The organism is Pleomorphomonas carboxyditropha (genome assembly GCF_002770725.1).
In the GTDB taxonomy this organism is placed as follows: Bacteria; Pseudomonadota; Alphaproteobacteria; order Rhizobiales; family Pleomorphomonadaceae; genus Pleomorphomonas; species Pleomorphomonas carboxyditropha.
The window spans coordinates 58748-73635 of record NZ_NQVN01000013.1 but is presented as its reverse complement, the minus strand read 5'-3'; the positions used below and the strand labels follow the sequence as shown (position 1 = coordinate 73635).

General features: G+C 65.1%; 11 protein-coding genes. 7 read left to right on the top strand and 4 right to left on the bottom strand.

Features of this window, described 5'->3' with window-relative positions; genetic code table 11:
* Window positions 1-884: 884 nt before the first annotated feature.
* The 3 genes from CJ014_RS17685 to CJ014_RS17675 all read right to left on the bottom strand — a co-directional run bounded on the left by CJ014_RS17685 (window position 885) and on the right by CJ014_RS17675 (window position 3711).
* Window positions 885-1754, bottom strand: coding sequence for an Lnb N-terminal periplasmic domain-containing protein (locus CJ014_RS17685; RefSeq protein ID WP_100081818.1), 870 nt, complete (start codon window positions 1752-1754; stop codon window positions 885-887).
* A gap of 184 nt (window positions 1755-1938) precedes the next feature.
* Window positions 1939-3060, bottom strand: a complete 1122-nt coding sequence (locus CJ014_RS17680; protein ID WP_100081817.1) for an alpha/beta hydrolase — start codon at window positions 3058-3060, stop codon at window positions 1939-1941.
* On the bottom strand, window positions 3061-3711 hold the full coding sequence (locus CJ014_RS17675) for a TetR family transcriptional regulator (protein ID WP_165790884.1): 651 nt from the start codon (window positions 3709-3711) through the stop codon (window positions 3061-3063).
* 763 nt (window positions 3712-4474) lie between these two features.
* Here CJ014_RS17675 and CJ014_RS17670 point away from each other — a divergent pair.
* The 6 genes from CJ014_RS17670 to CJ014_RS17645 all read left to right on the top strand — a co-directional run bounded on the left by CJ014_RS17670 (window position 4475) and on the right by CJ014_RS17645 (window position 12229).
* Window positions 4475-5152: a DUF2291 family protein gene (locus CJ014_RS17670; RefSeq protein ID WP_245427426.1), complete on the top strand. Its 678-nt coding sequence runs from the start codon at window positions 4475-4477 to the stop codon at window positions 5150-5152.
* Between the two features lie 16 nt (window positions 5153-5168).
* Window positions 5169-6698, top strand: a complete 1530-nt coding sequence (locus tag CJ014_RS17665) for a sugar ABC transporter ATP-binding protein (RefSeq protein WP_100081870.1) — start codon at window positions 5169-5171, stop codon at window positions 6696-6698.
* A 48-nt stretch (window positions 6699-6746) separates the two neighbouring features.
* Window positions 6747-7763, top strand: coding sequence for an ABC transporter permease (locus CJ014_RS17660; RefSeq protein ID WP_425351927.1), 1017 nt, complete (start codon window positions 6747-6749; stop codon window positions 7761-7763).
* Between the two features lie 103 nt (window positions 7764-7866).
* A complete protein-coding gene (locus CJ014_RS17655; RefSeq protein WP_100081813.1) occupies window positions 7867-8814 on the top strand; it encodes a D-ribose ABC transporter substrate-binding protein in 948 nt (315 codons plus the stop codon).
* Window positions 8815-9436: 622 nt separating this feature from the next.
* Window positions 9437-11131: a methyl-accepting chemotaxis protein gene (locus CJ014_RS17650; RefSeq protein ID WP_100081812.1), complete on the top strand. Its 1695-nt coding sequence runs from the start codon at window positions 9437-9439 to the stop codon at window positions 11129-11131.
* 102 nt (window positions 11132-11233) lie between these two features.
* On the top strand, window positions 11234-12229 hold the full coding sequence (locus CJ014_RS17645) for a sugar-binding transcriptional regulator (protein WP_207765786.1): 996 nt from the start codon (window positions 11234-11236) through the stop codon (window positions 12227-12229).
* Between the two features lie 141 nt (window positions 12230-12370).
* On the opposite strand, the gene CJ014_RS17640 is transcribed toward CJ014_RS17645, so the two are convergent.
* A complete protein-coding gene (locus CJ014_RS17640) occupies window positions 12371-13405 on the bottom strand; it encodes an NAD(P)-dependent alcohol dehydrogenase (RefSeq protein WP_100081810.1) in 1035 nt (344 codons plus the stop codon).
* 476 nt (window positions 13406-13881) lie between these two features.
* Here CJ014_RS17640 and CJ014_RS17635 point away from each other — a divergent pair, with 476 nt between their 5' ends.
* Window positions 13882-14886: a dihydroxyacetone kinase subunit DhaK gene (locus CJ014_RS17635; protein ID WP_100081809.1), complete on the top strand. Its 1005-nt coding sequence runs from the start codon at window positions 13882-13884 to the stop codon at window positions 14884-14886.
* Window positions 14887-14888 lie beyond the last annotated feature (2 nt).

Below are 14888 nucleotides of genomic sequence, written 5' to 3'. Positions count from 1 at the left end.
CGCTGAACACCGGCTAGGAAGATCTTGATCTCCTGCGCGCGAAATGGGGCGGCTGTTGGTAGCCGGCCTCGCCCTTTTCGTCCTCGGGCTGGCCGCGCTGGGCAATTCTCTCCTGACCACCGTCGCGACCATCTGTCTCGTCGGCGCCGCGGTACTCGGCGGCGGCGGCTTGATAGGAACGTTCGCGCACTCGGGAATTTGCCTGGGTACCAGTGTGCCGGCCTATCCCTTTGTTCCCCATGTATAAAGCTATCATCCTCATATAAAGCTGTCATCCTCGCGCAGGCGAGGACCTCAGGCAGGACAAAGCTCGACGCCGATATGGCGCTCCAGCAACGCTGAGGCGCCTGATACATCCCTCGTCACCTTCTCGTCCCGAGGTCCTCGCCTGCGCGAGGATGACAATTTATGGGATCGATGTGCTCGGCGGCGACGGCGTGACAGGGACGTTCACGGACCCGGGCAAATTCCCGGGCAAGCTTGAGAGATAGCGTATCCGGGGAATTTGCCTCGGGTACCAGTGTGCCGGCCTATCCATTTGTTCCCTATATATAATTCTGTCATCCTCGCGCAGGCGAGGACCTCAGGCAGAACAAAGCTCGACACCGATATAGCGCTCCAGCAACGCTGGGGCGCCTGATACATCCCTCGTCATCTTCTCGTCCCGAGGTCCTCGCCTTCGCGAGGATGACGATCTATGGAGGCGATGCGCTCGGCGATGACGGCGTGACAGGAACGTTCGCGTGCCCGGGAACTTGCCCTAGGTACACACGACGAACTAGAGCATTTCCGGCGAAGACAGGTTCACCGGAAATGCTCTATCTCTTTGATTGGGCGCAATTTCGAGCGCCGCCGGAGATCGCGTCTGCCCCAGGCGGAGCCCGTCACGGTCCATCCACGAGGGCCTCGGGCAGCCCTGTCCGAATGACGCGGGAATAAGGAAGCGATGGATCGGCTTGTTGCGCGCGCCGGCTGATGGCCGCCCGCCGCTTGATCTCCGACAGCGGAAGCGTCGCAAGCATCCCGCCATGTTCATGAACATAGTCCGGCAGGTAGCCCGAGAGCAGGATGCGCCAGTCGGTGGGGATGCCGGGCTCGATCAGACGTGCGAGCTGAAAGATCACCGTCGTGCAGTTGGCGGTAACCGTATGATAGAATTGAGGGGTGTCCGCCAGAGCATTGCCTTTGGCGAGATAGGACAGGAACAGCGCCCGCGCCTCCGCCGGCCTCAGGCGCAGGGGAAACAGCGAAACCTCCTCCCGCCGGATATTGGTGCGCAGCCGGAGGATGTCGCTTTCATCCGCGGCGATCATCACCAGCTCGAATTCCTTGAAGAAGCCGCCGAGCTCGGAAAAGACTTCATGCCGCTCTTTCCGGATCTCGGCCGAAAAGACGAGGTGCTCGCCGGTCGCAAAGCCGAAGCTGACCAGGGTGTGCGCGATCGCCGGGTGGCCCCACACCGAACTGACGAGATCGACGGAGGCGATGTCGTCGAGCCGATAGCGCCGGCTTTCCCAGCGCGGAACAAAATCTTCCTCGCTTCGCCAGTCGAAGGCACGAACATTGTGGACCACGACCTCGGACCCGCCGATCTCGGCGGTCACCCCGCGTGCGACATCCTCGGCCCAGTCGCGATCGTTCGACGGGCGGATCGAGGTCCACCACAGACCGGTCAGAACAGCCGCCAGGCCAAGGGCCAACCAGGCCCGCCCCGGCCGGCGCCGCGCGGCAAGGAGAATGCCGCCGGCGACCATGGCCACCACCGCGAGCCAGAGCCATCCGAGCGGCGGCTCCGTCTGGAACCATACGGCTGCTGCCGTCCATGCCGCCCCTGGGACAATGAGAAGGGCGAGCGCCCCCTTCGCCAGGACGCGACGCCGGGAGCGGAGCCGCTGCCCCGTCTCCGTCTCGGGTCCAGGCGTCCTGTCTGTCGCGGCCTCATTCACTGCCGATCACCTTTCCGGCCAGCACGAACGGGCTCGACACGGCCGTTCCGACCGTGTTGAGGACGAAGGCGCCGGTCTGCCGCAAGCTGGCGCCGGCCCCGCTCTGCTCCATCGTCGCGAACTGGGGGTATCGGGCGGCCAGCGCGACAAACCTGTTGTGCCTGAAGCTGTCCGACGTCTCCAGTCCCGAGATGTCGACGACCTGAATCCCGGCGGCACGGGTCGCCTCCTGGATTGCCGGATCGTTGACGTCGAGCCTGCCCGTCCGCCGCCGGTCGGCCGAAAGAAACTCCGACAGGCCGAGGGCCGAATCGTCCGGCGAGACCAGGATGACCATCGGCGGGTCAAGCGGGCCGATCACCGCCAGTTGGGAGCGGAAGACATCCACATCGATGTCCGGAGCCGCGAGAATGACGTGCAGGCGACGGACGACGGCATCCTGTCCCGTCAGGCGAAGCTGGCGCACCGTCTCGGCCGTCAGCCACCCGCCCATGCTGTGGCCGACGAGCGTGATCGGGCCGGTCGTCCGCCTGCGGGCCAGCATGGTCAGCAGCTCCGTGAGCTGGTCACGGGAATAGGTGACGGCATCCTTGTCGGCCACGTAGCCGGTGACGCTGCCTTCGGACGGCCAGGCAAAAAGGATCGGGACGCCATCCACTCCGGCATCGGCGGACATTTGCGCCATCCGGAACACGGCTTCGGTGAAGTTGGTGTTGTAGCCGTGCACAAAGACGCCGACGGACGGCGGCCGTCCGCCCCGCCGGCGCGACACCTCCTGTTCGAATGCGGCCCGGTCGAGAAGCCGTCGCTCGACGGTGACGAAGTCCTTGCCCGGATCGGGTGTCCGCCCCGGCCATTCGATCTCGCCGGCCTTGTGCCCGGGCGGGACCGATATGGTGAACCTGGCATAGCTCACCTGATCGGCGCGGCTGGCGGTGAACAGGTCGTCCTGGCCCTCGGCGCGCTGTCTGGTCGTCGCGACGTAGACCGTCACCGTCCTGGCGCCCGGCGCCGAAACGGCCGTGGCGCGCAGAGCATCGGGACCGGGGCGGTCGGCACAGGCGGCGAGCAGGGTCAGGAGGGCGAAAAGCACAAGGCTGGAACAGAGCTTCAATCAAGCCTCCGAGGTCGACCGGGCGGCTGCCGAAGGGGAAGAAACGCCCATCGACATCATGAGGGATCGCACCGCGTCCCCTCCGTCGACGGCGAGACGAAATTCCGCGTCCTGAAGCCAGTTGTGAATCAAACCGGCCAGCAGGGCACGCAGCGCTGTTACCGCCGTCTCCGGTCGCCACGGCGGAGCAAGCAGGCCCGCCGTGGCCGCAAGTCGGGAAATCCTGCCGAGCTCGGCCCGCAGCGCCTCGTTGGAACGCTGTTGCCGCTCCCTCATCGGCGCCATCTCGCTGGTATATTCGCACCGCAGCAGCAGCACCGTCAGCATGGGCCGAAGATGCGGGTCGGATTCGATGATTTCGAAGGCGGCGATCAGCGCCCGGCCCAACTCCCCCAGCGGATCCGGCCCGCTATAGGAGCCGACCTTGGCCAGCACCTCCTCGCCGAACAGGCGGACTCGTTCGTCGATCGCGATCAGTAGATTGATCTTGCTGTGGAAATGCCAATAGACGGCGCCTCGCGTCGTCCCCGCTACCCGGCCGATATCTTCCAAGGTAGCCCTTGCAACGCCTTGGTCCAGAAACACCTGGATGGCGGCGTCCAGCACCGTTTCTCGCGTATGCTCGGCTTCGGGCTTGGTTCTGCGCGGCATGTCGATGCACATCCTTTGCGGACGTTTACATACATGCATGAATGTATATGATCAAGACAGTATGGAATTGGTCCGCCAAGGCTATCCCGCCATTGTCGCGCGGATCATATCGCGCAGCCCTAGCGCCGTGGCCCCGCACCGGATCTGGGTGCCTCGCTCGGGCGGGGTGGGTGAGGGAATGTTGTTACGTTCCATGATGCATGGTTGCGGACGGAGGCGGAGGCCGGCCGGCCTCGCGCCACCGCAGGAGCCATGTCCCTTCAAATAATTGTTTAGATTATATAAATCATCTCGTCTCCAAACCGGGCCAACTCTCCCGGTACGCGAGCGGCTTGCGATTTTCCCGCGCGGGTTCGCCGAAAAAGAACATATTTGTGGTATAAAGAAAACATAAGTCATTGACATCCGTGTTACGGTTGCCGTATGGTTTGATCAAAATAACAACAGATCACACGCTCGGTGGCGAGGAGAGTCCGAGGCGCGTCGACTGGGAGGAAATCCGGACATTTTCACTGGCGATGCCGGCGTTGGCATCGTTGTCGGGGGAGTATGCCTCGGCTGCCGGCAGGGTGCCGGCAAAGTGCGCCGCTTCCAACCGGCCTCGCTGTGATCGTCGTGCCAGGGGGCATCGAAAATGCCTCTTGGCAGTCCGCTTGCCGATTTCTCATGCCCTTGATGCAGATGAGAAACCGGCAATGGCGCTCAATGAGCGGATGCGTCGGCATCCTCGCGAATGGGTATCAATGGTCGAGGTTCCTGGGCGATGATCAACAAGGCAAAGGCGTCAACTGTGGAAATGAAGGCGGGCGGGCTGTCGTCCGGACGGCCGAAGTGGCGCCGCTTCGCGTTGCTTGGCGGCGTGATCGTCGTTGTCCTCGCCATCGCGCTGGACACCAAGGTGGTGCGGATCGGCTCGTCCGAGGACCTCCGGCAGGCCGGCTTCTCGGCCGCCGTCTACGGCGCCAAGGCCTTTCCCGACATCAAGGCGGCGATCGAGGCGCGCGCCGTCGAGGCGGCGACCCTGCAGCAGGCGATCGCCGCCAACAAGGACGAGGCCGTCGCCAAATACGGCATCGCCGGTGGCTCGGGGCCGGTCTTCTCGGTGAAATTCACCGGCGTCGCCGGCGAGCGGCTGGCCTCCGGGCTGTGCGAGATCACGGTCGCCGACGTGCCGGACGTCAAGATCCGCGTCCAGACCGGGCCGGCCATCAACGGCACCGAGCTGCGGGATGCCACCGGCACCGTCTCCTTCGGCCAGTTCACCAACCAGATCGAATATCAGAACGCCGGCTCGGCGCTGAACAACGAGATGAAGAAGACCGTTCTCGCCGAGGTCGACACCTCCGCGCTGGCCGGCAAGACGGTCAGCATCGTCGGCGCCTTCCGGCTGATCAATCCCAAGAGCTGGCTGGTGACGCCGGTGCGCCTGGAGGTCCAATAAAGTGGACACGTCCGTCATCCCCGTCGCCGCGCCCGAAACCTCCGAGATCGTGCTGAGCGCGCGCAACGTCGCCAAGGTGTTCGGCAGCATCCAGGCGCTCAAGGGCGTGAACTTCGACGTCCGGCGCGGCCAGGTGACCGCGCTGTTCGGCGAGAACGGCGCCGGCAAGTCGACCCTGATGAAGATCCTGTCGGGCGTCTACAAGCCGACCTCCGGCACCATCATCCTCGACGGCGAGCCGATCGAGTTCGACTCGTCGACCGACGCGCGCAACCACGGCATTTCCATCATCCATCAGGAGCTCAGCCTCGCGCCGAACATGACGGTGCGCGACAACATCTTCATGGGCCGCGAGATCCGCACCATGAAGGGGGTGGACTTCGCCGAGGAGGAGCGGCAGTGCCGCCTGCTGCTCGCCGAGCTCGAGGAGAACATCGATCCGCGCACCAAGGTCGAGGATCTGCGCCTCGGCCAGCAGCAGATCGTCGAGATCGCCCGCGCCCTGTCGGTCAACAGCCGCATCCTGATCATGGACGAGCCGACGTCCGCGCTGTCCGCCTCCGAGGTCGAGGTGCTGTTCAAGGTGATCCGCGACCTGAAGAGCCGGGGCGTGTCGATCGTCTATATTTCCCATCACCTCGAGGAAGCGCTGCAGATCACCGATCACGCCGTCGTCCTGCGCGACGGCAACATGACGGCCTACGCGCCGCGCGGCGACATCGACCTCGAATGGATCGTCCGCCACATGGTCGGCGAGCACTTCAACCTCGGCTCTCCGCCCACCGGCTATCCGTTCGGCAACGTCGTGCTGCAGGTCGAGGAAGTCACGGTGGTCGATGCCACCGGCAACCAGAAGCTGGTCGACGAGCTGTCGCTCGACGTGCGCGCCGGAGAAATCGTCTGCATCTACGGGCTGATGGGCGCCGGACGCACCGAACTGCTCGAATGCCTGGCCGGACGGCTCGCCGCCCGGCACGGCAAGGTCGCGCTCAACGACCGCGACATCACCCGTGCCAGCATCGCCGAGCGGATCGCCGAGGGCCTGGTGCTGGTCCCCGAGGACCGCCAGCGCGACGGCCTGGTGCAGACCATGACCATCGGCCAGAACCTGTCGCTTGCCAATCTGCGCCGTCTGGTGCGCGGCCTGTTCACCTCCAGGCGGCTCGAACGCGAGCATATCGACAACGCCATCCGCCGCACCACCGTCAAGGCCGGCTCGCCCGATCACCTGATCGGCTCGCTGTCCGGCGGCAACCAGCAGAAGGTGGTGATCGGCAAGATGTGGTCGACCAACCCCAAGGCGATCCTGCTCGACGAGCCGAGCCGCGGCATCGACATCGGCGCCAAGGCGGAGGTCTTCCGCCTGCTCGCCGAGGGCGCCCGCGAGGGGCTGGCCGTTCTCTACACCACTTCGGAAGTCGGCGAATGCCTGAGCGTCGCTCACCGCATCATCGTCATGCACAAGGGCAAGATCTCTGCCGAGTTCGGCTCGGACGTGACCAAGGCACGAATTATGGCGGCTTCGGGTGAAGCCGTTGTCCACTAAAGTCGAATGAGCAGGACAACGTCGATGTCTAGCACAGATGTTTCAAAAATGAACCCGACCGCTGCAAAGCAGAAGATCAACCTTGCCGACCTTCTCATCGAAGGCCGCGCTTTCGGGGCGCTTCTGGTCATCATCGTCTTCTTTTCGCTGATGTCGCCGAACTACCTGACGGTCAGCAATCTTCTCATCATGTCGTCGCATGTGGCGATCTACGGCATCCTGGCGATCGGCATGCTCCTGGTGATCCTGACCGGCGGCATCGATCTGTCGGTCGGCTCGTTGCTCGGGCTTGCCGGCATCATCGCCGGCTTCCTGATGCAGGGCGTCAGCTTCAACTCGCTTGGCGTCATCGTCTATCCGCCGGTGTGGGCGGTGACGGTGATGACGCTGGCCTTCGGCGCCTTTCTCGGCTCGATCACCGGCGTTCTCGTCGCCTATCTGCGCGTCCCGTCCTTCGTGGCGACGCTGGGCATCATGTACGTCGCGCGCGGCATCGCTCTGCTCATCACCAACGGCCTCACCTACAACAACCTCGGCGGCAACGAGGCCTATGGCAACACCGGTTTCGACTGGCTGGGCTTCAACCGTCTGTTCGGCATCCCGGTCAGCGTCATCATCCTTGCCTTGCTGGCCGCCATCTTCGGCATCGTGCTGGCCCGCAGCGCCTTCGGCCGCTGGATCTACGCCACCGGCGGCAATCAGCGCGCCGCCGAGCTGTCGGGCGTGCCGGTGCCCTTCGTTCACATCTGCGTCTACGCGCTGTCCGGCATGCTGGCGTCGGTCGCCGGTCTGGTGCTGTCCTCGCAGCTCACCTCGGCCGGTCCGACCGCCGGCTTCACCTACGAGATGATCGCCATCGCCGCCGTGGTGATCGGTGGCGCGTCGCTCAGCGGCGGTCGCGGCACGGTGCGCGGCACCATGCTGGGCGCCTTCGTCATCGGCTTCCTGTCGGACGGCCTGGTGATCATCGGCGTCTCCGCCTACTGGCAGACCGTATTCACCGGCGCGGTCATCGTTCTCGCCGTGTTGCTCAACAGCCTTCAGTACGGTGGCAAGCGCTTCTGAGCCGCCGTCCTTCCGCTCTTCTCTGCTCCAGGCCGGAGGAAAATGCCTGGGCGGAAAGCTTCGCTGCCTGTTCGGCGCGAAAACAACCTAGGGAGAGAGAAATATGCCTAACGCCTTCCGCCGCGTGCTTCTGGCCGCCGCCGCCGTGGCTCCTATGATGAGCGGCTACGCCTATGCCGACGGCCTCATCTCCATCATCGTCACCGATCCGGCCAACCCCTACTGGTTCACCGAAGGTGAAGTGGCCAAGGCGACCGCCGAGAAGCTCGGCTATACGGCCAACGTCGCCGCCCACAAGGGCGACACCAACACCGAAAGCACGCTGATCGACACGGCGATCACCAACAAGTCGGTGGCGATCATCCTCGATCCGGCCAATGCCGATGGTTCGGTGGGCGCCGTCAAGAAGGCGATCGCCGCCAATATCCCGGTGTTCCTGGTCAACGCCGAGATCAACCAGGAAGGCCTCGCCAAGGCGCAGCTGGTTTCCAACAACGCCCAGGGAGCGGCGGCCGGCGCCCAGCAGTGGGTGCAGATGGTCGGCGAGACGGGTAACTACGTCGAGCTGTTCGGCAACCCGGCCGACAACAACGCCGCCACCCGTTCCAACGGCTTCGAGACCGTGCTGACCCAGTATCCCGATCTGGTCAAGGTCGGCCGCGAAGTCGCCAACTGGGACCGCGCCCAGGGCCACCAGAAGATGCAGTCGCTGCTGCAGGCTCATCCCGACATCATCGGCGTGATCTCCGGCAACGACGAGATGGCGCTCGGCGCGATCGCCGCTCTCAAGGAAGCCGGCAAGCTCGATCAGGTGAAGGTGGGCGGCTTCGACGGTTCGCCCGACGCGGTCGCCGCCATCAAGGCCGGCGAACTGCAGTACACCGTCCTCCAACCGGTGGCGATCTTCTCGCAGAAGGCCGTCGAGCAGGCGGACAGCTTCATCAAGACCGGCAAGACCGGCGTCGACACCGAGAAGCAGCTCTACGACTGCATCCTGATCACCAAGGACAACGTCGACAAGATGACCTCGCCCTTCGTGCTGGCCGAGTAACGACAGGGTAGCGACCCTCCGGACGAAGCCGTGCTTGCCGGGCCGTCCGGCTCCGTCGGCCTTTGGTCCCCCGAAAGGAACGAACGGAGCCGGAGACGGTCGAATCGACGCCGGTCGCACTGCCGAGGTGTGCGGTGCGCACCGCCGGAGCATCCGGACCGAAAAGTGGCTCCGCTTTTCGGTCCGATGCGCCAACAAAAGACCGGAGCGGCGGCCCGATATATCCGGGCGTCCGCCGCTCCGGCCCGGAAGCAGGGCTTTTGCCCGCATCGCCAACGCGATGCGGGCCTTTTGTCGTCCGGACCGCTTGCATCGGCCTATCGGCGGCCATGCCGGCCGTCTCGGATCCGATGATTGCATATGACGCTCTCGCGTTAGAATAATATCAACAATCATGATGATATTATCGGCGATGAAGTGACAATCGCCGGCCGCCGCCTCCAGGAGGGCGGGGAAATCCCGGCACTTTGTCGTGTCGCTTCTTGTGATCCGTCACGGAAGAGAGCCGAACAACGGTTGTGGATCACAGGAGGAGGAGTGGCCGCCGAATGACGGCTTGCTGTGAACCGGCGGCGAGGCAGGTCCTCAGGGAGCACAAGTCTGGTTCTGGAAGGGAGAGGTCATGCGAATCGTCAATGCTTCACTGATGGTCAAGACCAATTTGCTGGTCGGCATGCTGGGCGTGATGGCGCTGCTCGGCAGCGGCTACTCGTCGGTCAACATGCTGATGGTCGACCAGCGCTATTCGGATCTGCTCAACGGTTCGGTGGCGGCGGCCGATTACGTCGGCCGAGCCAATCGCGCGATCTCCGACATCGTAACATCGATGTATCAGAACGCGGCGGCGTCCAGCCCGGAGCAGATCCAGGAAGCGGCGATGCTGCGCACCACCAGCCGCTCCAATTTCAACAAATACATCGACGCCGCCGCCAAGGCGCTGCCGGCCAAGGACGCGGAGCTGAAGGCGATCCGCGCCAGCATTGACAAGGTCTTCCTGGAGACCTGCGGCAGCGTCATGGAGCGGCTGGCCTCCTCCGATCGCGGACAGATCGCCGCCGCCGTCGACGACATGCAGAAGTCCTGCACGCCGGTCATCGAAAAGACCCAGGCCACCGCCGTCCGCTTCAACGATCTGCTGCTGAAGGATGTGCGGACGGAGTCGCAGGCCAACAACGCCTATTCCTGGCTGTCGATCGGATTCGCCGCCGGCGGAACGCTGCTCGCCGTCATCGTCGTGATGGCCGTCGGCATCGGCTTCATGAGCCGGACGGTTTCGCGGCCGCTGCGCCGGCTGCTCGGCCTGATGGCCGAGATCGAGGGCGGCAACTACGATCTTGCCATTCCCCACGACCGCCGCAAGGACGAGGTCGGCGCGCTGGCCGAGAGCCTCGAGGCCCTGCGCCGCGCCCTGGCGGCCGGCGTTGCCGAGCGCGCCGCCCAGAAGGAGATCGATGCCCGTCAGCAGGCGGTGATCGCCGAGCGCGCCAGGCTGGCCGAGCGCTTCGTCGAGCGGACGCAGGAGATGGTGTCCGGCTTCGGAGCGTCGTCGATGGCGCTCGCCGATTCGGCCAACAATCTGACCGAGACGGCCAGCGACACGGCGCGGCAGGGGCAGGAGGGCTCGTCGTCCGCCGATCACGCCTCGCAGAACGTGCATGCCGTCGCCGCCAGCGCCGAGGAGCTCGCCGCCTCCATCCAGGAAATCGCCTCGCTGGTCGAACGCTCGTCGCTGACCGCCAGCCAGGCGGCCGAGGAAGCCCGCGACAGCGTTTCCAGCGTAAGGGTGCTGTCGACGGCGGTGCACGAGATCGGCGAGGTGGTCAGCATGATCAGCGACATCGCCTCCCAGACCAACCTCCTGGCGCTCAACGCCGCCATCGAGGCGGCGAGGGCCGGCGAGGCCGGCCGGGGCTTTGCCATCGTCGCCGCCGAGGTCAAGGAACTGGCCAACCAGACCACCGGGGCGACCGAGAAGATCGGCGGCAAGATCGGCGAGATCAAGGCGGCGACCGACGCGGCGGAGCGGGCGATGGACGGCATCGTCGAAACGCTTTCCAGCATCGAGCTGTCCTCGCAGTCGATCGCCTCGGCCGTCGAGGAGCAGGGCTCGGCGACCTCCGAGATCGCCCGCAACACCCAGCGCGCCGCCGAGGCGGCCTCGGAGGTGACGGCGATCATGGAAAAGGTCGGCGCCTCCTCGCAACTGACCGACACGACGGCGCGGCACGTGCTCACCGTCTCCGAGGAGCTGAAGCGGCAGTCGGCCCAGCTCGGCGAGGAAGTGTGCGCCTTCGTCGAGGAGATCCGGGCGGCCTGATCTCATCCTACGCCGGTCGGCGGGGCTGATCATGCCCCGCCTCCCGTGTTAAATCACCGTTCGGGCGAGCCGTCGGCGCGGCGGGATGGGATGCCAGAGACCATGAACGATCCAGAGCTGACCATCCTCACCGAGATTGCCGCGGCCTACTATCTCGAGCAGGAGACGCAGGAGGCGCTCTCCCGCAAATATCACATGTCGCGCGCCAAGATCGGCCGGCTGCTCCGCCAGGCGCGCGAGGAGGGCATCGTCGAGATCGCCGTCCGGACCCATCCGACGCTGAGCCTCAGGCTGGAGCAGGAGTTCGTGAAGCGCTTCGGGGTCGACCGGGTGTTGATCGCCGCCGACAATCGCGATCCCGACGCCCAGCGGTCGGCGCTCGCCAACCTCGTGGCCAACTATCTCGACAAGACGCTGCTCGACGGCATGATCGTCGCCGTCGGCATGGGGCGCAACGTCGGTGCCGTGGCCGACAACATCTTCGCGCCCACCCAGAAGGCGGTCACCTTCGTGTCGGCGATCGGCGGCTCGCTCCGGGCCGGCGAGTTCATGAACCCGGACCACATCTGCCGCCGCCTCGCCTCCCGCTTCGGCGGCGAGAGCGAGACGCTCTACGCGCCGGCCTTGGTCGCCAATCCGGACATCCGCGCCGCCCTTCTGAAGAACGACACCATCAAGCAGACGCTCGACCGGGCGCGCCGCGCCGACCTGGCGCTGATCGGCGTCGGCGATCTCAGCGAGGACAGCAACATGGTCCGCATGGGCTGGTTCTCGCCGCAGGAGATCGTCGAGGCGCGCCTGTCGGGAACCATCGGCGATCTGATGGGCTACGATTTCATCGACATCGAGGGCCATCAGTCGCGGACGCCGATGCAGGGGCGCATCATCGGGCTGACCATCGGCGAGCTCGAGCGGATCCCCAACGTCATCGCCATCGCCAGCGAGAACACCAAGGCGGCCGGCATCCTGGGCGCGCTCAGGACCGGCGTGGTCAACACGCTGGCCACCAGCGCGGCCAACGCCCACACGGTCCTCGCCCTCGACGACGCCACCAGCAAGCGGCGGCAACGGGCGCAGCGGCTGGCGACCGGCCAGTAGCGAAAAGAATGATGCCGCCGAATCCGTTAGATCGTCATGCGTCCTGACAGACGCATGACGATCCAGTTTTTTGTTATCGCATCGGACCGAAAACCGGTTCCCACTTTTCGGTCCGATGCTCTAGGCCCGGCGGCGTCGGTATCAGGCGAAGACGATCTGCGTCTTGATGACGTTGGCCGGCGCCTTGGCCGCGAACTCGAAGGCCTCGACCGCCTGCTCGAACGAATAATACTTCGAGATCAGCGGCTTGACGTCGATCTTGCCGGAGGCCAACAGGTTGATGGCCCGGTCGTAGATGTTGGCGTAGCGGAAGACGTGCTCGACGCGCAATTCCTTGGCCTGTCCGGCCACCACGTCGTAGGCCACCGGCTTGGCCGGCATGCCGACCAGCACCGCGCAGCCGCCGGGGCAGGCGTAGTCGAACAGCGTGTCGTAGGCCTTCATGCTGCCGCTCGCCTCGAAGACGGCGTCGACGCCCCAGCCGCCGGTAGCGGCCCGCACCCGGGCGACGGCGTCCTCCTTGGCGAGGTTGACCGGCGTCAGCGCCGGATACTGGGCGGCGACATCGAGCTTTTCCTGCTGCAGGTCGATGACGAACACGTCCGAGCAGCCGGCGGCCACCGCCGACAGGGCGGTCATGATGCCGATCGTCCCCGAGCCGATGACCGCGGCCGTGGCGCCGGGCTGGACGCGGGCCTTGGTGGCGGCCTGCATGCCGACGGCCAGCGGCTCGACCATCGCGCCCTCGGCGAGGCTGACGTTGTCCGGCAGCTTGAAGGTCAGGTTGGCCGGATGCACCACCTCCGGCGCCAGGCAGCCGTGCACCGGCGGCGTCGCCCAGAAGCGGACGGCCGGGTCGAGATTGTAAAGGCCCATGCGCGCGGCCCGCGACGTCCAGTCGGGAATGCCGGGCTCCATGCAGACCTTGTCGCCGACCTTCAGCGACGTGACGTTGGCGCCGACCGCCACCACGACGCCCGAGCCCTCGTGGCCGAGCACCATCGGCTCCCTGACGACGAACGGGCCGATGTTGCCGTATTCGTAGAAGTGGACGTCGCTGCCGCAGATGCCGACGTTCTTCATGGCGATCTTGACGTCGTCCGGTCCGGGCACGGTCGGTAGATCGATGTCCCGCAGACGGATCTTGCCGATCTCTTCGAGAACAAGCGCCTTCATGTCTTTTTCCTCCGCCTTCTTCCTGCGCGGCGCCAGGCGCCGTGCGGCTCGATCTGTGTCCGCCCGGCGGCCGTCGTCCCGTTGGCGGAACCGGCTCGCCCCATGGCGTCACGATCTATGATCATTTGATAACATTGATGTGCGCCAGGGGCAAGCCGATCGCTGAGACGTTGCTTCCTGGGATGTTTCGCTTGATCCTGAATGAAAATATCGGTCAGAAATCAAAAAATACATCAAAAACAATTATATGAGGCGATATCGCCAGCGTTCTTGGCTGCCTTGCCGGTGCCGATCCGGAGTTCGTATGCAACGTCAATCGTGGCATGTGGCCTAAAAAACAACAGTTTTAGGATACTAAAATAACAAAATTCTGAAATTGTCATTGACATGTGCTCATTCGGATGGCCCTATTGCCCCAACTGGACGGGATGCCCGCGCGCAATCCCGGCCGCATAAACGAAAATGGGAGGTTCGGCATGGGCAAGCCGAAGAAACTGCTCAACAATCCGGTCGATGTCGTCACCGAGCTGATCGACGGTTTGACCGCCGCCTGCGGCGGTGATCTTCGCCGTCTCGACGGTCGCAATGCCGTGGTGCGGACGGAGATCGCCGACGGCAAGGTGGCCTTGCTGATCGGCGGCGGCAGCGGCCACGAGCCGATGTTCCCGGGCTTCGTCGGCCCCAATCTCGCCGACGGCGCGCCCTGCGGCGAGGTGTTCGCCGCGCCGACGCCCGATCTCATTCTCGACACGTTGTCGGCGGTCGATCGCGGCCGGGGCGTGTTGATGGTCTACGGCAATTATGCCGGCGACAACATGAACTTCGACATCGCCGCCGAGCTGGCCGAGGAGGTGGGCATCGTCACCCGCACCGTGCGGGTGTGGGACGACGTCGCCGCCGCGCCGCTTGACCGCATCACGGACCGGCGCGGCATCGCCGGCGATTTCTTCGTCATCAAGGTGGCCGGCGGGGCCGCCGCCGAGCTGTCCGATCTCGACGAGGTGTATCGCGTCGCCGTCAAGGCGCGCGACAACACCCGCTCGATGGGCGTCGCGCTGGCCGCCGGCTCGATTCCCGAGACCGGCGAGCGCACCTTCGAGCTGCCGGAGGACGAGATCGAGATCGGCATGGGCGCCCATGGCGAACCCGGCATCGCCCGCCGCAAGATCACCGATGCCGACGCCATCGCCGAGGAGATGACCGACCGCATCCTCGCCGACCTGCCGTTTTCGGCCGGCGACGAGGTCGCGCTCCTGGTCAATAACCTCGGCGCGACGACCTGCATGGAAATGCTGATCGTCGCTCGCAAGGTGCATCACGTCCTGAAGGCGCGGGGGATTGCCGTCCACCGCACCGACGTCGGCTCCTTCCTGACCTGCCAGGAGATGGCCGGCCTGTCGATCACGCTGATGAAGCTCGACGGCGAGCTCAAGCGCTATCTCGACATGCCCGCCCGTTCCTTTGCCTATTCGAGGGCCTGACC

Excerpts from the sequence above, each read along its gene's own strand:
- CJ014_RS17650 (WP_100081812.1), top strand. The coding sequence starts at position 9,437 with ATGCGAATCGTCAATGCTTCACTGATGGTCAAGACCAATTTGCTGGTC.
- CJ014_RS17635 (WP_100081809.1), top strand. The coding sequence starts at position 13,882 with ATGGGCAAGCCGAAGAAACTGCTCAACAATCCGGTCGATGTCGTCACC.
- CJ014_RS17675 (WP_165790884.1), bottom strand. The coding sequence starts at position 3,711 with ATGCCGCGCAGAACCAAGCCCGAAGCCGAGCATACGCGAGAAACGGTG.
- CJ014_RS17685 (WP_100081818.1), bottom strand. The coding sequence starts at position 1,754 with ATGGTCGCCGGCGGCATTCTCCTTGCCGCGCGGCGCCGGCCGGGGCGG.
- CJ014_RS17670 (WP_245427426.1), top strand. The coding sequence starts at position 4,475 with ATGATCAACAAGGCAAAGGCGTCAACTGTGGAAATGAAGGCGGGCGGG.
- CJ014_RS17645 (WP_207765786.1), top strand. The coding sequence starts at position 11,234 with ATGAACGATCCAGAGCTGACCATCCTCACCGAGATTGCCGCGGCCTAC.
- CJ014_RS17640 (WP_100081810.1), bottom strand. The coding sequence starts at position 13,405 with ATGAAGGCGCTTGTTCTCGAAGAGATCGGCAAGATCCGTCTGCGGGAC.
- CJ014_RS17660 (WP_425351927.1), top strand. The coding sequence starts at position 6,747 with ATGAACCCGACCGCTGCAAAGCAGAAGATCAACCTTGCCGACCTTCTC.
- CJ014_RS17655 (WP_100081813.1), top strand. The coding sequence starts at position 7,867 with ATGCCTAACGCCTTCCGCCGCGTGCTTCTGGCCGCCGCCGCCGTGGCT.